Here is a 24,199-nt window from a genome sequence, read left to right on the forward strand (position 1 = left end):
ATCCGTGCGACACTTCTTCTCCAACTTCGCTTCTGGTTGGCCCGCCCTGGGATTGCTGCTTATTCGCTTCGCCGCGGGTATGGCACTTATTTTCGACGGCAGGGAGTTGCAAGCAGCGGACCGGAGCCTGTTTGTATTCGTCCTTGCGGCCTTGACGATCGGCAACGGTGCGATTCTCATCGCCGGTCTACTCACGAGAGTAGCGGGATTTCTCGCTGTGGCCGTATCGGCTTGCGAACTTGTATTTCTCCACGGTACGGTTTGCCCCGCCATGCTTCTTGCAGCCATGGGAGCCGGGATAGCGATCGTTGGCCCCGGAGCATTCTCAATCGATGCGTGGCTTTTTGGTATGCGGAGAATTGACATCGAACGACTGGAACGTCCCCGCAATTGAGATATCAGAAGGGGTTGCAGAGAAGGGGCGTGCGAATTCTGATCTGCTGGCTCTTCGACGTACGTGCTGAAGGTGCGACCATTTGCGTTCGATTAGAAGCTGTAACGGATAGAGACCTGTGCGCGTCTGGCATTCGTGCCATCAGGAAACCCTGCTGAAGCAGTTCCCCGTCCTGGCTTCGGGACCGGAACAAGAATTCCGTTTCCGTTGCCATCGACGTTGGCGACAACAGCCACCTGGTTAACGGATGTAATGGTGCGGTAGTTGAAAGCGTTGAATAGCTCAAAGTTCATCGCGAGGCGTTGTTCGTGTGCAATTTTGAATTGCTTCGTCAATCGAGCATCCGTCCTGAAAGTTGTCCCCAACTCCAGGCTGCTGCGTGGATAGAATGGCACCCTTTGGTACGACTCGAATCCAATGCCCACACCACTGATTGTGCTCGCATAAACGACCTTCGCGAGCGCCGCTGGAAGGGCGGAGATGTTCACATATGGGTCCACGCCTTGAGGCGTCGCATACGTTTCAATCAACGAGAGCTCCCATCCATTCGCAGTAATGTTCGCCAGGTGCGATTGGAACGGCCTCATTGGTGGCGTAACGGATCCACTAAGTACCAACCGATGACGTTGATCTAACGACGAATTTCCCTTCTCGAAACGCTGATTACCATTGAAGACCGTGACTGGAGGATCGGTGTAGTAAATATTGTCGGCACCGGATCCCAATCCAAGGTCAATCGCATGGGACCACGTATACGCAAGAGCCCCCTGAACCCAACTCGTCTGCTGACGTATCAACGTTATCGCCAACCCGTCATAAAAGAGCATGCCTCCGTTGTAGATATGATTCAATACTCCGTATCTCGTGTCGTACGTCGCCGTGTAAAGCGGCGTAGTATACGTTCCCGTTTGCGCAGAACCACTTGAATCGAGAATCCTCCAAGCGTATGAACTCGTCGGCGCAACCAAATTCTCGTCTTTACGTGTCAGGAATCCCACACCGTTGTTCCAGAGATATGAGATAGTCGCTCTCGTTTTCGTATCTAACTTCTGTTCGACGGTAAAGTCAGCTTGCTCTGTGTAGGGCGTCTTCAGTCCTGGGTCAGCCCAGGTCACGTTGCTGCCGGCCCCGGGAATGTTCGTCGAACTCAGATAGCTCGGGAAACGCGGGGCTCCTGTGGTGTTTGGTTCAAAGAAAATCGTTTTCTGGATGACGCCATTGCGTTGCTGCAGACGGATGATGCTCGCAGAAGGCAAACGTGCATACGAGATGCCAAATCCTCCCCTGAACACCGTGCTTCCCTGCCTCGTTGAATACGCAAATCCAATGCGCGGAGCAAAATTGGCCAAGGGCTCATTCAGCTTTCCGGTTGCCGGGTAGTCTGGATTTTCCGGCGGTTGCGTAAATCGGTTGAACTCATACCTCATGCCAAGGTTCAAAGTCAGGTCACGAGTCACTTGCCATTGATCCTGGATGTAAAAGTTATAGTCACGCACGATCGCTCGAGTCAGCAGTGGCCCAAAACTTTGTAAGAACCCGGAGTAGTGCCTCCCAGAATTCACGTCACTTGTATCGGGCGTAAGATCCTCCGCCCAGTCGCTTAGATCGCCGTAGAAATATTCACCGCGAGCATAGAAGAGCGCGTTCTCGACATCACGCATGTAGTTGGTTTCAACACCCAACTTAAGCTGATGCCTACCCACCAGCAGAGAAAAAGTATCTGTGAAGAGAAAACGATCTTCTGAGGGTTGGGAGTTTGGAATATTGACCGACATGCCGAGATTGCTCATGTCTCCCACGGAAAGACCGGATCGTATGCCATTTGAAGGAGCGATGGCTGGATTTATCGACTGTTTGCGAGTGTCTTTAAACCAACCAAAACGGAACTCGTTGACGGCGCGTGGCGAAACCACACGCGTGTAAGAAAACCTCGCCCATCGTGTTAGATCGATCTGGTCTCCATTGGGATAAAACCCACTTCCATCCGTCAATGCCGAAGCGGTAACGGTTCCATTAGGAGACGAAAACTGCATCAAGTTGAAATTGACAGTGAGACTCTCTTTCTCAGTTGGGTGCCAATCTAATTTGGCGAATCCAACATTCTCGTTCAACGTACGCTTCAACACGGCGAAACTGCGCCTCACGTAAGTCTGTGCCGCAGCGCATTGTTTCTCGGTTGCATTGCATACACCATCTTTGAAGGTGCCATCAGAGTTAACGAGATTCGAGCCAGCATACGATGACACTAACGGCCGACTTTCGCGAATCTCTTCAGTATTTCCAAAGAAGAAAAGCTTGCCCTTGATGATCGGCCCACCAATACTTCCGCCCACCTGATGTCGCCAGTTGGGTGGATTAAAAGGCTTGCCATTGTTGAGGGAGTAAGGATCAGTCGCATTGAGTGTTCGATTCTTGTAGAACCAGAATGCGCCGCCGTGATAGCTGTTCGTTCCGCTCTTGGTCAGCGTGTTGACGATGCCACCAGCTGCATGACCGAACTCGGCGCTATAGTTCGATGTTTCCACCTGGAACTCTTGCACGGCGTCTTGGCTGATCGGTGAAAAGGCGTTTGTGCTTCCAGCATTGTCTTGTCCCCACTGCTGCGTTACGTCCATGCCATCTTGGAGAAACAAGTTGTTCCCAGGTACTCCGCGATAGGTCACTTCACCGTTTGCGCCATCCGTAGTGACGCCTGGTGTCAGCAAAACAAATTGATCCACACGCCGCCCATTGATTGGAAGGTCATTGATCTCTTTCTGGCTCACAAGCTGGGAAACCCCAAGTCGGCTCACATCCAGAACGGACGCCGATGCGTTCACCTGTATGTCCTGCACCGCTTGCTCGATCGTCAGGGTCACGTTGAGAGTGGCATCTTGCCCAACGTGCACGGCAATCCCGGCGGCCACGAATGCAGAGAATCCAGGTTTCGTGACGGTAAGCTTGTAGCCTTCCGACGGAGGTAGGGATGCCGCCTGAAATAACCCTTCGGAAGAACTTGTCAGATCATGTTTCAGACCGATCGCATCATTGGAAATGACGACATGAGCATTTGTGACTACGGCCCCGGACGGATCAGTGACTGTACCGTGGAGGGCACCGAGACCCGCCAAAGCTTGAGCCATGGAAACGTGAGGGGTGAGGAGAAAGATCAAAATTCCGTAGGACACGAACGAGAGAGAATGTATAGATCTTAAGGAGTTTAAGATCATCGAGTTCACGACCTCCTGAATTCGTAAACAGGATCGTCTCGGCGCACTGCGGATCGGGCCGTTTACGGCCTGAAGTCTCTATAGATGTAGTGATTGTTGTTTCGCCGCTGGACCGCGATTCCACGTAACGGAGGGCGGCGAGTAATCCCAACGACTCCGTTTGATGACTTAAGCATACTCCCGACCCCATTATCCAATTCAAGATCAAAATTGTGAAAGAAATTCATGGACACGACTCGGGGGTGACGAGCCAGAGGTGCAACTCCGTTGACGTGGTAAGAGACAAGTTCGTCAAGGAATCGACTCTGAATACATCAGGCCACAGCCGAGGCCCCGAAGATGTGCCTACGAATGAGGCGGAGAGAAGCAGCCATATTTACCAGCGCCGGAAGCGAGTCTGCTTTCATCTTCCTCATCACATTCCCGCGATGGACCTTTACAGTAATTTCACTGATTCCGAGATGATCGCCCACCTGCTTGTTCGGTAGTCCAGCAACCACGAGGGATAACACTTCCCGTTCGCGGTTGCTAAGGGATGCATAGCGAGATTTGAGTTCTCGTAATCCTGCCTCGCGCATGCGCAGAGAATTGCTGCGATCTAATGCCTTTTCGATTGCACGGACAAGTTCATCGTTGACATAGGGTTTTGTAAAGAACTCCACCGCCCCAGCTTTTATTGCCTGCACGGCTACATGAACATCTTGTTGCTCCGTCAGAAACATGATTGGAATCGCAGGGGCTTGCATAGCGAGTTGCTTCTGTAATTTCAACCCTTCGACGTCGGGCAACGAAGCATCTAGGATGATGCATGCCGGAACTGGTGGGCAAACGCGCTCCAGAAATTGCGCGCCTGTCCCGAAGGCCTCGACATGCCATCCCTTTGCCTGCGCCAAGGCTTCCAGTGAAGAACGATAGTATTCATCTCCATCAATGATGTACACCGTCGCGGCGCCTTGCACAGATGATTGGAATAACGGGAGTTGTACGTCAGGCTGTGTATTGCATATCGTCGTTGTCATCGCCGTTGCTCGCTTCGTGGAATTGAGAACAAACTCGCCTCCATTCTCGGCGCCGACGTTGATTCATAGAACCCTCATTTGAGTTTTCACGCGACTGGATCGTGTTAAAAGCTATCTCCTTTCGAGCGCGTTCGGACGGGTGAGGACAGGCATTCGAGAATGTGGTCTATGAAAAACCAATCCCGAAAGAGTCGATGGGCGCAGATCCTGAACAAGATGGTGCCCTCTGGGTACCCTTGCCGATCTTCGCTTGCTCTCCGGCAAAGCTGCCTGCCTCGAACATCAAGCCTCACGCTCTATGATTCATACCCATCTTCTGGACCCGCGGGATGGTGGCCAGGAAACTTGCAATTGAAAGGGCACGGCACAGTAGGATCAGGATGCAACTTGGCACACAGAACAGAATCCGGGCCATTGATTCGCCGATACGCTTCAGCAGAAACAAGCATGCCGGATAGAGGCGCGACGAAATAGAGCCACACCGATGTCCAGATCCCAGCAAAGAAAGCGGAACCTATCGTCCGGGCAGGATTAATGCTCACGCCCGAGATTGAAGCGAAGGAAAAAGTAAACACCGCGATCAGGACGCCGACGAAATATGGAACATAGCCCGCGAGTGGTACCCGGTTCGAGAAGATCAGGATCAAGGCCATGAGCAGCGCGCCCATGAAAAACTCCGCCGCGAACGCCGCGGTGGCGCCAAATCTTCCTGGGATGGTGACGATGTAATCGATCGTCGGCGAGGAAAGGCTCCTGTGAAGGAATAGCCCCGCGATGCCTACTCCGGATACTGCCCCAACGAATTGAGCCAGGACGTAGAACATGGCATCCCAAGTGGCAATTTTTCCGAGACGAAGATACGTGAGGGTGATTGCTGGGTTGAAATGCGCACCTGACCTCCTGCCGAAGGGTGAACGGATGATGATGACCGACGTTGCTCCGATGGCTAGAGCCATAATGGCTCGTCGGACGACTGGATTGGGACACATGTGAAGGACGGGGGCGGAAGCATCGAGAAATAGGACAGCCCAGGCGCAAGCGCAGATCATAAAGATCGCGAGTTCGATCGCTTCGTAAGCGTAGAGGCGCCAATCCGATCTCAACGCAGAGAATGGAGTTCGATGCATCAAAGGCACTGACATAAACACGTCCGCTTCACATCGTTCGGAAAGATACAAGATGGCTCGCCGACGAACCCGGCAGCGGTTTTCCCTCTTGAAACGGTCATCGTACGATCTCCTGCGATCGATGCTTTGCAGAAGATCGTGCGAGCCAAATCAACCTTCGAATAGTTCGCGTGATTCTCCCTAGTGGGGAATCACGCCGAGATAGTATGCCAATCGATTTTCGGCGTCCCCGGGCTTATGAAAGCCCCGTTCCATTAGTTCCTTGATCCCATTCTGGGCGGCGGGACGTCCCAGAGATGCAATGCAAGCGTCCCATCCAGCACCAATCTCTACATCTGGAGGAAGTTTGGCGTTTACGAGTCGTTTCGTCTGACCAATCGCCCACTTGTCGAACTTCGCGATGCGAGTGGCTAACCCATCCACATAAGCGTCTAACTCACTGTCGGGAATCGAGCGGTTGATGTACCCATACGATTCGGCTTGGTCCGCTCGCAGATCTTCGGAACTCAACAACACTTCTAGAGCGCGGTTCCGGCCGATGAGTTCAGGCAATCGAGCCATAGGACCGCCCCCGGCAACCATGCCTACTCCCACCTCCCATTGCGAGATGATCGTCTTTTCGCGGCTGGCGAAACTCATGTCGCAGGCGAGCGTTATCTCGCTCCCATTTCCGGTCGCACGACCGCGAATCAAAGCAATCGAACAGACTGGTAGACGCGTGAGCCTCACCAGGAAGTCCGGCCAGAGGGGAAGGCCCGTTGGTCCCGGAGGAAGCGAGGTCAAGTCTTCGAGCTTCGCTGTGAAATCAGAGTGATTAAGGAAGTAGTCTTCAACCGCACTTTCGAAGACGACAACTCTCACTTGCTCGTCAGCTTCCAAGGCGTTTATGACCTTTTGAAATTCCTTAACCATTTCCGGTCCCATCACGTTCAGCGGAGGGTTATTGATCGTCACCCTCCAATACTGTGGAGAGTGACAAGTGATTCGAAGTTGCGCTGATGTTGGATTTGTAGCGGTGGACGTCATCGGTGCACTCATGGTTGCCATAACAATCTCCTCGATAGTCGTGTCTGTATGGAAAGAAGCATCTGATCGTTAGTCCTCGATAGCCTTTCTGCTGGCGATTCGAATTCTGACAATCAAAGAGGTTCTCGGAACCGGGGTTGCCGATATCAGCCTTTGATCACTGCGGCCCCGGCTTCGCTGACGATTTCGTCTTGAGAATCCGTTCCGCCCGAGCATCCAATAGCCCCGATGATCTTCCCTTCCGTGATCAAGGGAATGCCGCCTCGAGAAGCGATCACTCCATCAAAGGCGAGCAGATAGTTGAGATGCATGAGTTGAATGCCATCCTCAAATACCTTCGTTGGCCGCCGAAAGGTAGCTCCTGCACGGGCTTTGTGTTGAGCGATCTGAGCAGCAGCAAGCATTGCCCCGTCCATACGTTGAAAGGCCACAAGGTTGCCACCAGAATCGACGACCGCTAGGTTCATCTTCCAATTTCTCTTTGTAGCTTCGGCTACACCCGCGCGGATGACAGCCTGGGCTTGGTCTAATGAGATCGGTGGGCCGTAGGGCACATCGAACGGTATTTCCGCTGGTACAGCGTCGAGCGGGTTGACTACTTGATCTTCAGAAGATGCAGTGATACTTGTGTTCTTCGTTGACATGACAGTTCCCCCAAGGGTGACGTTTTCTTGCGGTGAGATGGTAAACGTGCGTTGTCCAGGTTTCGGTCAATACGCAGTCACGGGACAAAGCACATAAGCGGTATAGGACTTGGCGAGTGATCTCTTTGTGGAATCTCACTACCGCTCATTCTGAACAGAACAGCGAACAGAAACTACTGCACGATGGTGTGTTCTACACCTTGGTATCGGAACACTCCTCGCGAAGTCACAGCTGACTACCTTCCAACCTCGCATTGCCGCTTGATCCAAGCGTGTAAGGCATCTCCGACCGTAGCTCTGCGAGAGCACGATGGACAAAGCTGATTGCAACAGCCCCTTCGCCGACAGCAGACGCAACTCGCTTAACACTTCCCGCTCGTATATCTCCTACTGCGAAGATCCCCAAAACGTCCGTTTCAAATGGTTGGGGTAAGCGTTGAGCAGGCCACGCGCTCATCCTGTCGAAGGATGTCGAAGCTGGAAGATCGCGCCCCGTAAGCACAAACCCGTTTTCATCAAGATTGACTGCCCCGGTCAACCAGCTTGAGTTAGGAGTTGCACCCGCCATGAAGAACACGTGCTTGGTTGCAATGGTTGTCTTCTTCCCGGTGCGATTGTTCTTCCACGATGCGCAGACGACAGCATCGTAGCCGTTCACTTCAACGAGCTCGGTGTCGTGAAGAAGCTCAATGGTTGCATTCGCGTTGATCCGTTGAATCAGGTATTGAGACATGCTTGCGGATAAGTTGGACGAACGCACCAGCATGTACACCTTCCTGGCTGACCTCGCCAAGAACACCGCCGCTTGTCCAGCCGAGTTCCCGCCACCCACGACTACGACGTCTTCATTGCTGCAGTCCTGGGCTTCCGCTTGAGTTGCAGCATAGTGCAATCCACATCCCTCGAACTTAGATGGCTCAAACACATCAGGCTTCTTATAGCGAGCTCCTGTAGCGATCAGAACTGTCTTGGCAAGAAAGTGATGCCCATCACCTGCGGTAAGTTCATACGGCCAACGCGACGAATTAAGCTGCGCGATTGCGCATGCTACCGAAATCTTTGCACCGAATTTCCGGGCTTGTGCAGTCGCACTCGACGCTAGTTCTTGCCCTGAAATGCCCGTAACGAAGCCCGGATAGTTTTCGATTCTTGAACTCGTACCGGCTTGCCCTCCAGGGGCGTGACTCTCAATCAAGAGGACATCAAGCCCCCCCCAGGCTGCGTAAACTGCAGCAGCGAGCCCAGCAGGACCCGCTCCGACGATAATCAAGTCGCGAACCATATCGCGATTCACGCTGCCGTTCCATCCCAGTTCCTCTGCCAATTCAAGTGCAGAAGGATTCTTGAGAACAGTCTTGTTGTTGCAAATGACGATAGGAATGTCATTGGCATCAACCCCGAAGCGATCAAGCAAAGACTGCGAACCAGCATCTGCCTCGAGTTCGACGTAGTTGTAGGGATAACCATTGCGATCAATGAACTCTCGGACGGACGAGGTTCTCGGAGAATGCATGGATCCAATCACGGATACATTTCCGAGATGCCGATCAACCAACATCAAGCGTCTGAGCATGAAAGCCCGCAAGAGTATGTCGCCAATCTCGGAATCCTGGGAGACGAGTAGACGTAGCCTCTCTGGTTTAACTTCCAATACTTCGCCAGCCTCAATGACACGAGCAAGCACCACAGCCGGTTGGCCACCAATCATTCCGGCCTCTCCAGTGAACATTCCGGGAAGCAAATCAACGACGGCCCTCTCCCCTGCCGCTGTTGGCTGTACTATTTCGAGGGCCGACGACAAGAGGACAAAGAACGAGACTGTCGAGTCTCCCGGGCGATATAGAACTGCCCCCACGTGAACTCGTCTCATTTCGCCGAATGCACGAACGCGTTCGATCTGCTCTGAGGACAACCGCGGATACATTCCAGCCTGCTCTGCGATGGGATTCCGTACGATTTCGAAAGACATGATTCCACCTCCTGCTTGCCCCCAGTCCTTGCGCCGCTATTGAAGTGAGCGCACGGTCCTCCATGGAACGGCACAGACTACATGCGTTACCACCAATGCTCGACCTGCACGCCGAAGGTGAGTCCTCGTGTTGAGTTGATGAACGGGGTCCCACCCACCATTCCTTTAAAGTCTTTCGACCAACTTGCGTAAGTAAGGAACGCGCGTAATACCGGTCTTCCGAAGAACTTGCGGTCAGCGCCGATCTGAGGCGCTATGGTGCACTTGCGCAGCCAGCCCTCGTAAGCTCCAGATAGATGTGTGTAGTCGAATCCGCAATCTCCAGTGATTGAAAGATGCCGCGTCAAGAAGACTTCTGGCCTCACTCCAAACGACGTCCACTGCAACCATTGATTCTGTGTTGTCGAGTCCTTCTTCCGTTGAAAGAGGAAGACAGGCATAACAGCGAACTTTTCATTGGGCTGCAAGACGACCTGTTCGGTGATGAGGAATTGCTTGGCATCGCGAGCGTTGGGCCCTGGCGTGGGGATCGTCATACCGATACCCGGTCCACTGAAGTTGCTGGCGGCTCCGGTTCCATACTGAACGATTAGAGTGTGGTAGCCGCCGTGCCACTCAAGACGCTGATGTCGTATTCCATAGGCGTAACCATTCGTACTCGGAACAGTTTCCTTCACTACTGATGTTGAACCTGTGGTTCCGGACGTAGACGTAAACGCACCACCTTTTGAAGTAGCGTAGTCAAACCAAGCACTCCAGAGCCCAAGAGGGCCTTTGACTCCATACAGTCGAGTGTCAATGTGGCTGGTGTTGAGATTCCCATTCTGTGTAACGACGTCAGGTCGCGAGACACCAATATAGGCAACAGCTAACTTCCCGACTTTGAGGTCTATATCCTCGACGCCACCACCATAGCCACTGAGGTCCAGCGGGAAGAAGTCGTTGCTGTATATCGTTTGACGACGGTAATACCGTTCGCCTGCCCAAACCTTTGCATCGTGCTGGCTAGGAAAGATTCCGCCCCCTTGGACGAATGCCTCGCGAACGCGGTACTGATCGTTGATGGAACTGTTGGCGAAGTTCGAGAAGTTGGTTGCGTTCAACGTGTTCGCCTGAATCATGAATTCGCTGCGGAACCAGGCTTTGTCTTCGCTGTGAACTGAGTTCGTCCAATTGTTCACGAAAATCAGTTCGGCGTAGGTTTCAGCTTCATTGCCAAGGCGATATTTCGCTTGTGCACCGGGGGCTGCAAATGCAACCTGCTGTCCACCGTGGCTGTTCACGCCCGAACCGGAACGAAGGTATCCGTGAAATTCGAACAACTTGTCGTGTTGTTGAAGATCCTCTATCTTCGCTTCGGCCTCTCTCAATAAGTCGTACGTAGGCTCGGATGGAACTCTCCCCTGAAAACGGCCGCCAACGTCATCACTCGCAAGGGCCTTCGATATACGTTCCGACAATTGGTTGGAATCTTGTGCCGTAGAACTATTCCTTACGTTCTTGGTCGAAGCGTCCACGGCCGTAGTTCTGGATTGCTTCTCCGCAATCTGTCGTTCCAGAGCAGCAATTCGGGCTTCGAACGTTTGGACTGAAACCTCGTACTCCCGCTTCAGCTGGGATAGCTGTTCTGCTGTGTCCTGTCCTTGACACGAACGACCACAAGTGAGCGCGAGCACAACGCAGAATGCGCAACTCAATATCGGACGCAATGTTTGCTGTGTCGAGCCGCACTCAGAAGACGCTCGTGGCGAAGATTTCAGAACTGGAAGATTGGTTTCCATATCAGGCTCGAAGACTGTCGAACAGGCGAACCGACGGTTCTATTAGGTGAATCACTCGATGGTTGGCGTCAGTTTGCAGGCTCAGCCCATTGAGTGGCTTGGTGTTTCTGATGATGTTCCTAGTTCCCCCACGTAACGCCCAAGATGGCTTTCCAGATCACCGGGAAAATGTAAGCCTCGCTCGGCGAGTTCTTTCAATCGCATCTGCGCCTCAGGCCTTCCCAGTGCCTCTGTGAACGCTTGCCACTGAGGAGGAAACTCTTCGTTGGGTGGCAAACTGTTGATGTTGACCAACTGCTTCGTTTGAGAAATCGCCCATTTGTCGAACGAAGCGATTCGCCATGCCAAGGCGTCAACAAACCCATCGAGTTCATGATCAGGAAATGACCGATTGACATAGCCATACTGTTCAGCCAAGTCGCCGGGGACGTCATCCGCCCCAAGAAGAATCTCCAGCGCACGTCCCCGCCCCATTAAGCGAGGCATACGCGACATCGGCCCTCCGCCTGGAACCAAAGCCGCTCCAACTTCCCAGTGCGACAGAATCGCCTTTTCGCGACTAGCAAAACGCATGTCACTCGCTAACGCCAGTTCACTACCAACACCGGTTGCACGGCCGCGAATTGATGCAATCGAGACCACTGGGGAACGGCTCAGTCTGACAAACATGTCGGGTACCGCAGGAAGTCCCGTTGGTCCTGGAGGAAATACTGCTGACTCTTCTGGTCTTGGACGGAGATCGTAATGAGTTAAGAAGAAGCCCTCGATCGCGCTATCGAATACAACGACCTTTAGATCTGAATCGCGTTCGATAGAACTGACCACTTCCTCAAGCTGGGGGATATTCGCAGGGCCAAAGATGTTCAATGGAGGAAGGTCAAAGGTTACGCGCCAAAAAGAACTTGAATGATGAGTGACTCGGACAGCGCCCTCTCGATAGGTAGCGTTCATAACTGCCTCCGGTTTCTTCATTAGGCTGTGTCACTACTAGTCCAATCAATCGGACCTAAGTATCAGCGACACTTTCGTATAGGAAATGTTTGTTGGATACGCTTTGCGCCTTCTTCGTCCACGGAGAAAACGGTGCCCTTTGGAGTAACGGCGCTCGTTGTGTCGATGAGGCTAAGAGCAGGAGCGCTGCGATTCCGTGCCCCTGTCTTCACGGCAGGGCAACTTGCTGATTCATGGAGGAGAATGCGCTCTAGAGGTCGCGCTTCTCATCGCCCTCTCTCGCACAGAGTTGCTGGATAGTTGCTGGATATCCTCTCACCACGTTTTCTTGACGAAATTGCGCACCAGGTCCGCGATGTTGTCTGCATCCGTATCGAGTGCGAAGTGGCCGGTATTCAGAACGTGTACTTCTGCGTTCGGAACGTCGCTGCGATAACGTTCCGGTTCGCCTATATCAAAGGACGTGTCATACTTCCCCCACAGGACGAGCAGTTTGGGCTTTGTGTGCTGCATCCATGCTTGCCACGAGAGATAGGCTTCCACGTTTGTCCGATAGTCGTAGAACAGCTCGGTCTGAATGTCCGCTTGGCCGGGAGCAGTCAAGAAGGCATGTTCATCCGTCCACAGATCTGGGTCATAGAGTTCGATCCGTGGATCAGTTCCAAGATGACGTTTCTTGGTAGCTTCGAAAGACAACAGATTTTCTCGTAGCGTTTCCTCATGAGCTTTGCGATCCGCCCAGTACGCACGCCTTGGAAGCCAGTTGGGACCTAATCCCTCGTTGTGCGCCACAGCATTCTGCACAATGAGGGATCGCACTCGCTCTGGATGCTGAAGCACCATTCGAAAGCCGACCGGTCCACCATAATCCTGCATATAGAGGACGTATCTCTTCAAACCCACGGCCACCGTGAAGTCGTTCATGACGTTCGCAATGTGATCGAAGGTGTATTGGAATTGATTCGGAGCCGGCCAATCACTATGCCCAAATCCAGGATAGTCAGGAGCAATGAGGTGGAAATTGTTTGCTAGCCGCGCAAAGAGTGGCTCAAACATTCTCGATGAGGAAGGAAGACCATGCAGAAGCAGGATCGTCGGGGCATCTTTGGGCCCCGCCTCGCGATAAAAGATTGAGAGGCCATCGACAGTGACCGTTCGGTATTGAACTTTAGTATTCATCGGAGGTTGCCTTTCTAACGCGTCACAATACGCGGTGCGCATTTCTGTAAAAGCCAGGATGAGTAGAAGAACTCCAACAAAACGCCTAAACATCGCTTGTCCCTCCCTGAAGAGATCGCCCGCCAGATGGCCCGTTACCAGATGAAGCAAGCATCATTCCCAAACTGACGCGAGCCCGATGAAGTCTTGATTTTGCGGCGGCCCGCGAGATGTTCAGTTGCGACGCTACTTCCTGAATTGAGGATTCTTCTAGAACGCAAGCTGCCGTTACGCCCTTGAGAATTCCCGGAAGCCTATCAACCGCCCTGCGAAGGATTTCGCGCCTCTGTTCCCCGCAACAAATCTCTTCAGGACTGGGCGAGTCATCATGTGGATCCATGCTGATCCCGCCCCCCTCATACGGCGTAAGGGTCTCGAAGAAATCGATTCGAGCACGTCGGCGTCTGCGCAGGATTGACAGTGCAGAGTTCCTCGCAATTCGCACGAGCCATGAGTAGAACGAGGAACGTTCCTCGAAACTAACAATTCCACGAAATGCCAGGAAGAAAGCTTCCTGGACAGCATCCTCTGCGTCCGCTCGGTTCCTGACGATCGCGAATGTGACTCGGTAGATTTTCTTCGAGTACAGTCTCCAAAGACCGTCAAACCCCTCCGGTTCTCCCATGCATGCGGCTCTCACCAATTCCGACTCGCTCTTCTCAAGAAAACCCACCGGATCTGCGAACCCGTCCCGCAGACAAGCATCGTCTCTCCATTGCGGAAATACATCGATTTGGACATTCATGATCAACCCCTCATGTGAGGAATCCAAGCCCGTGGAGTTCCTCTCGTTAAGCCGTTCGGTGGTAACAATAGCGCTGCTGCATATGCAGCTGGCTCGCAGCGCTGTTGCCACGCTGCCCATTGCAATGTCCTATCAGCAATCGCCGACTGGTTCGTCTCCATGCATGCTGGAGCTGAACAGAATTCTGAACCGGTACGCAGGTTGAAACAATCGGACGTTGGTATAGCTCCAGACCAAAAATGCCCAACCAGTAATTGCGTCCACTCTTGAAGAGTCAGCGTAACTTCCTTGAGCGATACCATCGTTCAATTGTTTCTTCGCTGTCCGTCTGCTGTGATCACGGAACGGCCATCGCTGAGAGATATGCGACGCCAAGGAATCGATCGGCTCAAATCCTAGAACAGGTGGCGTCTCTTAGTGAGAAGACGCCAACCATCTCCTGATTACATCTACAGGTTCGCTAGCGGAATTCAACAGAAGCATTTAGGAGGACGCTACTATGCCAAACATCCTAGTCGCATCAACACCTCTGGTCGGCCATGTGTCTCAGATGCTCCGGGTAGCAGAACACCTGCAAGAACGGGGATATCGTGTGACGGTGTTGACCTCAGAAGCATTCCGAGAAGACCTGGAGGCGCGGTCGATATCGTTTCGTCCACTCGCAGGACGCGCCAACTATGACTGGAGAAATCTGAAATCGCTCTTCACAAAAGAGGAATCACTCTTAGAAGGATTCTCGGGTCACATCGTTCATCTGAAGCGTATCTTCGGAGATTGCATCCCCGGTCAATTGTCGGCGCTGGAGGGTGCTTTGGCCGAGAAACAGGCGGATGCCATTGTCGTGGATGTCCTGTTCATGGGTGTACTGCCCTTGTTGCTCAGAAAGGAACCTCGACCACCCGTGATCTCGTGTGGAGTGATAGCCCCCATGTGGCGTGATGCCGGATCCTCTCCATTCAGTGGTCCCGATGCGTCTGTGGCCGGTCAAGCAAGAAATATTGCCGACGGTCTGAGATTCGACGAAGCAGTTCTGCCGGGGACGCGCTATATCGACGAAGTTTTAGAGACGCTCGGAGTCGCAATCGACGGCGGGTTCAAAATGTTCGATTCCATGTACCGCCTCCCCGACAGGTTGCTACAGCTCTGCACAGACGATTTCGAATATCCGCTCCTAGAGCGTCGTCAAAACTTGCGTTTCGTCGGTCCAATTATCCCGAATGAACAGCATGCTGAAGGGATCGTTCAAGTAGATAAGCTCGATCGCACTCGACCGATCATCTTTGTAACGCAAGGTACGTTGGCCAATGCAAACCTTGATCAGCTTGTGAACCCTACTCTCAGAGCACTCGCGGATGAGTCTGTCCACGTCATTGCGACTGCGGGTGGAAAGGATTCGGACCGGATCCATAAGACCGACAACTCCATTGTCCTCGGGTATGCCCCATACAGCTCAATCCTTGCTGTCGCGGACGTGTTCATTACGAACGGAGGCTACAGCGGGGTTCAACAGGCTCTTAGCTTTGGTGTGCCCGTGATCGTGGCAGGCACCACAGAGGACAAACCCTACGTCGCATCGCGCGTTGCTTGGTCCGGAGTAGGCTTGGATCTAAAGACCTCCTCACCTTCGGAGCCAACCATCCTCAGTGCAGTCAAGGAAGTGCTTAGCACCCCACGATTCCATGACCGAGCACGCGTAATCGGAACGACGATCCGACATACCGAGGCGCTCTCAACGATTGCTGACGAGGTGGACGGAGCTCTCGGCGCTACCCATGCACAAGACAATACACGTGAAGAATCGATCGATTGAACGCAGTGTCCAAAGATAACCCTTGAGCCGGTTGTTCATACACTGAAGCATCGCTTCAGTGCCACCGGGAAACGCGCCCTTAGGCGCGTTGAAACTCCCGATGTACTTCTTCCATCAACTGCGGCGTAAAATGCGTTTCGTCAGCTTCGGTGTGTGGCGGCAGTCGCGCCGTTATCTCTTGAAGCATCCAAACGTTACCATCGGGATCCTGGAACGATGCGTAGGAAGCATAGCTCTTCCGCTCCGGGTTTGGTCCAGAAGCTAAGTAGCTCGAATCCGCATGATGAAAGATACCTGTCGGATCGTAAAAAATCTCACCTATAATGACACCTCGTTGAAGCAGATCCTTTCGGGTTGCCACAATGTCCGAAACGATCAAGTGCATTCCTCGAGCGGATCCAGGCGCAGCATCAGTCAAGCCGCTGCCAACAATGATCGACGAACGGGATCCGGCTGGCGTTAACTGAATAACGCGATACCCATTGGCACCTTTGTAATCGAGGTCGCAAGCCCACCCGAGGTTCTGGTAAAAGTTCTTGGAGCGGTCCGCGTCTTTGACCGGCACAACAGAGAGCTCAAAGCTCATCTCGAGTGCTTTAGAAGCCGCGGCGGATTCATGCGGAATTTCTGGCGAAGTATTAGCCATCGTAATCACCTCAGTACAGAAGTGAGAGTTGCTGAGGTCGCAATCGCGCCGAAGCAACTCTCAGTAGTCGATATAGATTTTGGCAGCCGCTAAGCCGCCACGGCTGACCTAACAAGTTTGAGCAATGCCTGAGCTGTCAGTGTTGAGGACGCGGGATTCTGACCGGTGATCAGTCGCCCATCCGTGATTGTGAAGGGTTCCCAGTTCTTCTTCTTTTCGAAGATGGCACCAAGTCTTAGCAACTCATCTTCAACGAGAAATGGGACGACCTTTGTTAGCTGAACCTCTTCCTCTTCCCCGTTCGTGAAACCAGTCACCTGTTTGCCCTTCACTAACGGTTCCCCCTTGTACTTCACATGGCGCAAGACGCCAGGAGAATGGCAAACCAGCGCAATCGGCTTTCCGGAATCGTAGAACGCTTCGAGAAGCGCAATGGAAACCGGATCCTCCGCCAGATCCCACATCGGCCCATGGCCTCCGGTGTAGAAAACGGTGTCGAAATCCTTCGCACTTACGTCGGCGAGCTTGACGGTATTCGCGAAAGCTTTGATTGCTTCTGCGTCCTTCTTGAAGCGCACCTGAGCTGGCGTCTGATTGTCTGGAAGATCGCTCTTGGGGTCGATTGGAGGCTGGCCGCCTTTGGGCGATGCTAGGGTAATATCGACACCAGCGTCTCGAAACACAAAGTACGGCGCTGCTCCTTCTTCTAACCAGAATCCGGTTTTCCGCCCTGTATTTCCGAGCTGATCATGGGAAGTGAGTACCTGCAGAATCTTCATAATCGCTGCTCCTCTTGAGCCATCGGTCCGATGATTTGGCTCTGGTCGAATCACACCACGGTTAGCGAACGAAACACATTGAACGATAGTATGAGCAACACCTTGGTATTGGTCACAAGATTCACGGGGTGAGTGACTCGGATCTTTAAGGGCTCTGGCCTAAGGCGACGTGAGCAATACCTTGGTTCAATTTCGTTTGTGTTCTCTGACGCCCATACTGATCAATACAAACGCGGTGGCTATTTGAACCGGGTCACGAAAACGGATCGCCGGAAATTGAAGTAGTCGAACACTTCGTGCGGGATCTGCCTCTAGCAGGCTCCGCAATTCGTCTAAATGTAGCCACCTCTCAACGTGCAACTTTGCACAACAGGACAGGAGGAGATGTTATGAAACCAAGTCTGCTCACATCGCTTACGATTGCTGCGGTAGCAATCGCGACACAGGCTCAATCCACGAACCCACCAAACAACAGCTATCGTTACCAGCTCCCCCTACAATTGGCACTCGACGCTTCTTTGGAGGCGATACGAGTGTGCACAGCAAATGGTTATCAAGTCACAGCCACAGTCGTAGATATGGATGGCGTCACGCAAGTGGAGTTGCGAGGAGACAACGCAACGGTACATACCCAAGAGTCGAGTTATGAAAAGGCATATGGTGTCGTTACGCTCGGCCCCATGTTCCACTTCGACACGAGTGGCAAATTTTACGAACTCACGAAGACGAACCCTTATGCACCGAGGCTGGCGACGGTATCACACGTGATGGCCCTTCCAGGCGCCGTGGCGTTCATGAAAGATGGAAAAATCGTAGCGGCGCTTGGGGTGGGAGGAGCTCCGGGAGGAGATAAGGATGAAGTCTGCGCTCAAGCGGGTGTGAAAAAGGTTGCGGACCAACTTTCGCGTTGAGTTGCGCGAGGTTGCCGATGTTGCGGCTCATGGTGTGTTGCTCTCCTTGCTTTGGCTTTTGCACTTCCGCGTAGAAACGCGGCATGCCTATGCCAAACGCCCACGTTGCGAACGGCGGGGCGGCAAGGTGCAAGGGGAGGGGTCTCTCCCATCCTTGGAGAGCAGCAGAGCGGAACGGAAAGAACGAAGCGCAGCGAAGGTCTGCACAAGCGCAGCGCGGAAGACTGGGGATACCCCTTGCGCCGCGCCAGGGTGGAGCCCTCAGCCAGGTTTGGTTTCCGCATCCGTGCGCAGCAGCTCACAACGGCTTTCAGGGAGGGCGTTGCGGGAAGGAACAGCCCGCTGAGGTGGGGAGCGCAGATCGTAGAACGATCGCAGCGAGGGAGGATGCCTCCTCCCTCAGAACCGCTTCGATGTTGTTCGTGTGAGGCCAGTCAGGCCAGATCGTGCGAAGGGTTTGCCTCGCGATCAACGCGGGATATCGGCACCATGAGATCGATTGATCTAGACTCCTCTGAGACGATTCTGATCCATGGCACGTCTTCCTCATCCGTGGGAACAACTTCTTAGGGGTGTGTATGGTGAAACGCAACCTGTTCGCGATGGTGGTTCTGTATCCCATATGTTGTTCAGGCCAAACGGCGGGGATGTTTATTGGACAGGTCGTTGACCCAAGCAATCGACCGACCAGGGGAGTCAAAGTCGAAGCACTGAGGATTGATGGTCCCGGACCGACCGGTCTCCTCGCGCAAACTGACAGTCAGGGGAAATTTACATTTGCCAATATTCCCGTTGGCAAGTACGAGATGCTTGCTTCTGACCGTACGCTTAGAATTCCAGACCGTCGGTTTCTGCTCTACCGCGATTCGTTCGTCAATTCGCCAGTGATTGTTTCTGGGCATCAGAGAACTCCATACGTTATCAAACTCCCGAACCCTTCCGGTCTCTTGAAGCTTTCAATCGTCACACCGCAGCATGAGAAGTTTCCTGGTGCTACTGTGGTTCTTCGACTGGTAATAAACCCCAAGATTGTTTTCCAGCAGGGATTTTCAGATCAGGGAGACGCTTCGGTCCTGATGCCGAACTCGAGGGTCACTCTAGAAGTGCAGACACCGGGCTTCAAGACTTGGAAATATCAGTCCAGTAGCGGAGACGACCAGTTATTTCTGGGGGAGGAGCAGGAATTAAGTATCAAAGTCGATCTTCAGCCTCTCTGATCCGTGCTTTCAGATCCTTTAGATGAGTTGGACTTCGCGGACGCCTGAATTCCCAGGCTCACAATTTCTTGGAATCGAAGCGCTTGAGATATTCCCCGTAACCTTCGCTCTCAAGCTCATCAAGGGGAACGAATCGGAGTGATGCCGAATTGATGCAGTAACGCAATCCTCCCATTTCTTGGGGACCATCATCGAAGACGTGTCCTAAATGGCTGTCACCGTGGTTCGAGCGAACCTCGGTGCGACTCATGCCGTGGGAGTTATCGTGCCGCTCCTCCACATTCTCGGCTTCAACAGGCTTCGAAAAACTTGGCCAACCGCAGCTGCTGTCGAATTTATCCAAAGACGAGAAAAGAGGTTCACCGGACACGACATCAACGTATATGCCTGGCTCGTGGTGATCCCAAAACTCGTTCTCGAACGGTGCCTCGGTTCCATTGTTCTGCGTGACTTGGAATTGTTCGGGGCTCAGCTGTGCGATCGCCTCATCGCTTTTCATATAAGCAGCCATGTCTCACCTCGGAGGTGTTATCGAATTCGATGACGCCTGAGGGGTTAATGGTACACAACCTCGAATGACGTGCCGATGTAAGCGATCTATGCAACTCTCGCCGGTGAACCATACGCTCGTTCTCTCCTTGGTAAGGCAATGATGTTTAGTTCTTCTTGATTGCGATACAAACGGAACGTCAAGATGTCCCGGGTGTCTGATTATCTCCTTCACAAACTAAAACATTCTCCATCGAATCAGTGTTGACTAGATTTACCGCAGACCAGCTGGAGAGATGGCCATTTTTCCAGCGTTTTTTCAGCAAAAACGACATTGTTGATCGAAACGCTTCGATCTGGTTCCGCATCGCTTATTTACTTCGCATCGACAATTTATCTTGACACGATAGTCTCTCTCTCCCTACTTTTGTTGCGCGTCCAAGTGTCATAAAGCTTGGCCAATTGTTGCGATGCCAACCACAGGGAGAGAAGCATGAGCAGGCTGAACCGGAACGGATTTTTGAACCGCAGGGAGGCGATCTTACTTTCGGCATCGGCGGGGTTAAGCCTCTCGGTGCCGAGTGCAAACGCTGCAGAAGCGATCAAGCCAGGTTCGCACCAACAAACTGGTTCCTGCTCTACTCCTCAGAGCGCCGTCACCAAGACGGCATACGGCAAAGTGCGAGGCTATCTTAGTGACGGGGTCTACACCTTCAAAGGTGTGCCCTACGGCCGGAACACCGGCGGAGAAAATCGTTGGTTGCCAGCGATGGCTCCGAAGCCGTGGTCCGACGAATTGCCCTGCCTGGTCTATGGAGCGAACTGCCCTCAAACCCTTCACGCATGGACGGCGGTCGAACAGTCTTTCTTGCTGGATTGGAATGACGGCTGGTTAAGCGAAGACATGCTCAAGCTCAACATCTGGACTCCAAATCTGAATGCGCGATTGCCTGTCATGTTTTATATCCACGGCGGCGGCTACAGCTTCGGATCTTCGTATGAACTGTCGGCGCATGACGGGACGCAGATGGCTCGCAATCACGAGGTAGTCCAGGTTTCGGTGAACCACCGTCTCAACATGCTGGGTTTCTTTGACGTATCTGAGGTAGGCGGCCCGGCGTATGAAGACTCCGTCAACGTCGGCATGACGGACCTCGTGGCCGCGCTCAAATGGGTTCGTGAGAATATCGAACACTTCGGTGGCGATCCTGACCGAGTCATGATCTACGGGCAGTCCGGTGGTGGCTCCAAGGTCACGACGCTCATGGGAATGCCTTCTGCTTCCGGCCTATTTCACAGGGCTTCTGTTCAATCTGGAGGCGGTGGCAATATTCCCACGCGGGAGCAACAGAAGGAAGTTGCCCGATTGGTGATGAAAGATCTTGGTCTGCCAGCCAATGACATGCAAGCACTGCAGAAGATGGAGTGGAGCAAGTTGATTGCAGCAGGCAACGCTGCTGTGGCAAAGGTCAATCCCTCAGGACCGCTCGTTGGCGGTTCTGGCGCGCCTGGGAAACCACGTGTTGGATGGTCCCCATGTGTAGATGGGAAGAACATCACTCTGCGCTCGTTCTTCGATACGGCCCCGGAAATCTCGAAGACGGTGCCCATGCTCATTGGTTCAGTGAGCGAAGAGGGAAACCGCATGAGCTATCGGCCCACCGAGGAAGAATGGCGCGCGGGCCTCGCCAAGACCTACGGCGATGCGAGGACGGACAAGATCATCGCCGGTCTCAAGAAGAACTACCCGCACAAGAAGATTCAGACACTGGCATATATGTGCAGCGGCAATCCAGGTTTGAATGGCCTCGCCGTCCGCAATAATGTTGCGAAGATGGCAGGATTAAAGCATGACCTCCACTCTGCCCCTGCCTACGCCTACTACTTCACCTGGCAGACGCCCATCCTTGATGGTGTACCGGGCGCCTGGCATACCTCCGAGCTTCAATTCTGTTTTGACAACGCAAAGCGCTGTGAACAAGGCACAGGCAATACGCCTGAGGCTCAGGCTTTGGCGAAAAAGATGAGTACTGCATGGGCGAATTTCGCACGCACAGGCAATCCTAGTCAGCCGGGTCTGGTTTGGACGCCAACCGATCCCACTCACTGCCAGACGATGGTGTTCGACAATACCTGCCGCATGGAGAACGATCCCGACGGAGATGTGAGGCGCGTCCTTCTGAGCTAAGCACCGAATGAAACGGTGACCCGAGAACGCCACTTAGCCACTCCGTACGACAAGCTCTCCTCTAGAATTTGGAACTCATTCAATGGACAGAAGACACTTTCTCCGCAGCACGGTCGCACTCACAGCGACCATGCCTTTCTCCTCGATCGGCGCGCAACTCCTACAAACCCACGAAGCATCCACCGATCCCATTACTGTCCTGTTAGTGGACACTGACAGAACCACCAGAGCAATCAATCGCGGTATCTATGGACAATTTCTCGAACACATCAATCACTCGGTGGAAGATGGCTTGTTTGCAGAGCAAATCCGCGGAGCCGGTTTTGAAGGAAAGGATTTCGAAGCGTTCTGGACGCCGACCTCAGATGGCGGTCAGGTGGAGCTTGTCGACTCAAGCTTTCAGAACAGCACGAAAGCAGTTCGCATGCATCTTCAAAACGGACGCGTCTCCATTTCTCAGAAACGGATCTTCTTGGAGAGAGGCATAGACTACGATGGATTCCTTTGGGTGAAACAGGAAGAAGGGAGTCCGCATCTGTCGTTGCATGTCTTTAGCTCAGAGAACAAGCCAATCGCGACAGTACTGTTGAACTTGAAACAGGGGGAATGGCATCGTGTGCCGTTTCACTTCACAAGCACGGTCCATGACACACAGGCCTCGATCGAACTTACCGCAACAGGCCGCGGTTCCCTGCTGCTCGACTTCGTCTCACTTGCACGCGCAGACGTGCGGCGAAACGGAATGTTTCGTCCGGATCTGCTCAAGGCATTACAAGATTTGAAGCCGGCCTTCATCCGGTGGCCCGGGGGATCGTTCGCATCGACCTACAGATGGAAAGAAGGCATTGGCCCATACGAAGCGAGGGGATATCACCCGAATGTTTTTTGGGGCGGATATTCCGACTATTACGGCTTTGGCACGGATGAGTTTCTCAAGCTATGCAAGACAGTCGGAGCAGAACCACTCATCACGCTGAAAGCGCAGAACACTTCGGAAGCAGAAGTTCAGTACGCGTTGGAGTGGGTGCATTATATGAATGATCCGCCGACAACCGAGTGGGGGAAGGTTCGTGCAGCCAATGGTCATGTTGAACCTCACAACGTAAGGCTTTTACAGATCGACAACGAGCCGATGAACAACGGCTTTACCGCAGAATCCTACGCAGCGATCGTCAATATATTTGGTCCGCGATTGCGAGAGGTCGCGCCAAACGCGAAGATCATCGCCTGCGGTCAAAAACGTTCGAATGATATGGACTGGAGCGAAACGGTCATCGATCTCGCAGGTGCAAACTTTGACTTGTTAGGTTGCCACAACTACGAATACGAGCCGGCGAACTTTGAGACTGCTATCGGTCGCATCCGCAACTATCTGGAAAAGCTGAGAGATTACATTCGCACCTCGAAGCACCCGCACCTTGAGATAGGCGTGTTGGAATGGAGCCTGCAACATACCTACGACTGGCGGGCAGGCCTGCATGCTGCCGGCAGCCTCATGATGTATGAGGAGCTTGGACCGGAACTCACGATGACGTGCCCCGCCCTGCTCATGCGTAATACCACTGACGACCCAACTTGGACAGCCGCGATCTATCACGATCATGTCACCTGGTTTCCGGGGGGAGGCTATCCCATCTCGAAGTTGTTTCAAGAGCATTTTGCTGAGCGCCTTGTCGCTACCGCAAAAGGAAGCTTTCAGTCCATCAATGACAACGCATCGTTGATTGACAAAATCTCTACAGCCATTCCAAAAGGCTGGAATCCCGGCTCCGTCGACGCCCTAGTGACTGCCAGCACGAATTGGAAGCGGATCATTGTGAAGGCTGTTAACTATGAAGGACGCGCGAACACGGTCCTGGTGCGATTGAAAGGGAAGAATGCCCCCACATCTGCGACGGTTACGCTTCATCGCATCAGCAAGGAGATGATGACCACAGCATCCATCGACCATCCTGATGCTTTCAATCCAGTAACTACCAAGCCGGAATACACGAGAGACCTTTCGCTTCCGCTGCCTCCCTACAGCGTGGCGCTTCTCGAAATCCATTCGCTCACTTAACTCCTTATGCAATATGC

At 53.1% G+C, this 24,199-nt stretch carries 19 protein-coding genes and 1 pseudogene; 6 read left to right on the top strand and 14 right to left on the bottom strand.

Annotated features, from left to right (window positions below):
- Positions 1–4 precede the first annotated feature (4 nt).
- Positions 5–394 (top strand): hypothetical protein, encoded by a 390-nt coding sequence (locus M504_RS18055; protein WP_156993994.1) that lies wholly within the window; start codon positions 5–7, stop codon positions 392–394.
- A gap of 92 nt (positions 395–486) precedes the next feature.
- On the opposite strand, the gene M504_RS18060 is transcribed toward M504_RS18055, so the two are convergent.
- From M504_RS18060 to M504_RS22805, 11 genes and pseudogenes are all read right to left on the bottom strand, one after another.
- Positions 487–3,516: a TonB-dependent receptor gene (locus tag M504_RS18060; protein ID WP_047496995.1), complete on the bottom strand. Its 3,030-nt coding sequence runs from the start codon at positions 3,514–3,516 to the stop codon at positions 487–489.
- Positions 3,517–3,917: 401 nt separating this feature from the next.
- Positions 3,918–4,622 carry a response regulator transcription factor gene (locus M504_RS18065; RefSeq protein ID WP_084214522.1) on the bottom strand — a complete coding sequence of 235 codons (705 nt, stop codon included), beginning with the start codon at positions 4,620–4,622 and terminating at the stop codon, positions 3,918–3,920.
- A gap of 296 nt (positions 4,623–4,918) precedes the next feature.
- Positions 4,919–5,764 carry an aquaporin gene (locus M504_RS18070; RefSeq protein WP_052201023.1) on the bottom strand — a complete coding sequence of 282 codons (846 nt, stop codon included), beginning with the start codon at positions 5,762–5,764 and terminating at the stop codon, positions 4,919–4,921.
- A gap of 165 nt (positions 5,765–5,929) precedes the next feature.
- Entirely contained in the window at positions 5,930–6,796 is an 867-nt protein-coding gene (locus M504_RS18075) for an enoyl-CoA hydratase/isomerase family protein (protein ID WP_198137691.1), read from the bottom strand.
- A gap of 125 nt (positions 6,797–6,921) precedes the next feature.
- Positions 6,922–7,419 carry a heme-binding protein gene (locus M504_RS18080; protein ID WP_052201024.1) on the bottom strand — a complete coding sequence of 166 codons (498 nt, stop codon included), beginning with the start codon at positions 7,417–7,419 and terminating at the stop codon, positions 6,922–6,924.
- Positions 7,420–7,645: 226 nt separating this feature from the next.
- Positions 7,646–8,932, bottom strand: coding sequence for an NAD(P)/FAD-dependent oxidoreductase (locus tag M504_RS18085; protein ID WP_232296373.1), 1,287 nt, complete (start codon positions 8,930–8,932; stop codon positions 7,646–7,648).
- Between the two features lie 108 nt (positions 8,933–9,040).
- Positions 9,041–9,388, bottom strand: a pseudogene (locus tag M504_RS22555) (Crp/Fnr family transcriptional regulator); the annotation flags it as partial.
- Positions 9,389–9,474: 86 nt separating this feature from the next.
- The gene (locus M504_RS18090) at positions 9,475–10,710 is read right to left on the bottom strand and encodes a carbohydrate porin (protein ID WP_047496997.1); all 1,236 of its coding nucleotides are present in this window, start codon (positions 10,708–10,710) and stop codon (positions 9,475–9,477) included.
- Between the two features lie 540 nt (positions 10,711–11,250).
- Entirely contained in the window at positions 11,251–12,120 is an 870-nt protein-coding gene (locus M504_RS18095; RefSeq protein WP_156994000.1) for an enoyl-CoA hydratase/isomerase family protein, read from the bottom strand.
- A gap of 315 nt (positions 12,121–12,435) precedes the next feature.
- Positions 12,436–13,299, bottom strand: a complete 864-nt coding sequence (locus tag M504_RS18100) for an alpha/beta fold hydrolase (protein WP_047497003.1) — start codon at positions 13,297–13,299, stop codon at positions 12,436–12,438.
- An 85-nt stretch (positions 13,300–13,384) separates the two neighbouring features.
- On the bottom strand, positions 13,385–14,203 hold the full coding sequence (locus tag M504_RS22805) for a sigma-70 family RNA polymerase sigma factor (protein WP_084214524.1): 819 nt from the start codon (positions 14,201–14,203) through the stop codon (positions 13,385–13,387).
- 379 nt (positions 14,204–14,582) lie between these two features.
- On the opposite strand from M504_RS22805, the gene M504_RS18115 reads away from it, so the two are divergent.
- The gene (locus tag M504_RS18115) at positions 14,583–15,893 is read left to right on the top strand and encodes a glycosyltransferase (protein WP_052201027.1); all 1,311 of its coding nucleotides are present in this window, start codon (positions 14,583–14,585) and stop codon (positions 15,891–15,893) included.
- 79 nt (positions 15,894–15,972) lie between these two features.
- Here M504_RS18115 and M504_RS18120 read toward each other — a convergent pair whose 3' ends face one another.
- Both M504_RS18120 and M504_RS18125 read right to left on the bottom strand, forming a co-directional pair.
- The gene (locus tag M504_RS18120; protein ID WP_047497006.1) at positions 15,973–16,539 is read right to left on the bottom strand and encodes a hypothetical protein; all 567 of its coding nucleotides are present in this window, start codon (positions 16,537–16,539) and stop codon (positions 15,973–15,975) included.
- Between the two features lie 89 nt (positions 16,540–16,628).
- The gene (locus M504_RS18125) at positions 16,629–17,318 is read right to left on the bottom strand and encodes a type 1 glutamine amidotransferase domain-containing protein (protein WP_047497008.1); all 690 of its coding nucleotides are present in this window, start codon (positions 17,316–17,318) and stop codon (positions 16,629–16,631) included.
- Positions 17,319–17,707: 389 nt separating this feature from the next.
- On the opposite strand from M504_RS18125, the gene M504_RS18130 reads away from it, so the two are divergent.
- Positions 17,708–18,229, top strand: a complete 522-nt coding sequence (locus M504_RS18130; RefSeq protein WP_047497010.1) for a heme-binding protein — start codon at positions 17,708–17,710, stop codon at positions 18,227–18,229.
- Positions 18,230–18,807: 578 nt separating this feature from the next.
- On the top strand, positions 18,808–19,446 hold the full coding sequence (locus M504_RS18140; RefSeq protein WP_047497013.1) for a carboxypeptidase-like regulatory domain-containing protein: 639 nt from the start codon (positions 18,808–18,810) through the stop codon (positions 19,444–19,446).
- Between the two features lie 58 nt (positions 19,447–19,504).
- Here M504_RS18140 and msrB read toward each other — a convergent pair whose 3' ends face one another.
- Positions 19,505–19,957, bottom strand: a complete 453-nt coding sequence (msrB, locus tag M504_RS18145; RefSeq protein WP_047497015.1) for a peptide-methionine (R)-S-oxide reductase MsrB — start codon at positions 19,955–19,957, stop codon at positions 19,505–19,507.
- Between the two features lie 471 nt (positions 19,958–20,428).
- On the opposite strand from msrB, the gene M504_RS18150 reads away from it, so the two are divergent.
- The gene (locus M504_RS18150; protein ID WP_047497017.1) at positions 20,429–22,123 is read left to right on the top strand and encodes a carboxylesterase/lipase family protein; all 1,695 of its coding nucleotides are present in this window, start codon (positions 20,429–20,431) and stop codon (positions 22,121–22,123) included.
- Positions 22,124–22,205: 82 nt separating this feature from the next.
- The gene (locus M504_RS18155) at positions 22,206–24,182 is read left to right on the top strand and encodes an alpha-L-arabinofuranosidase C-terminal domain-containing protein (protein ID WP_047497018.1); all 1,977 of its coding nucleotides are present in this window, start codon (positions 22,206–22,208) and stop codon (positions 24,180–24,182) included.
- Positions 24,183–24,199: the final 17 nt, after the last annotated feature.

Origin of the sequence: Terriglobus sp. TAA 43, assembly GCF_000800015.1 — a bacterium.
GTDB lineage: Bacteria > Acidobacteriota > Terriglobia > Terriglobales > Acidobacteriaceae > Terriglobus.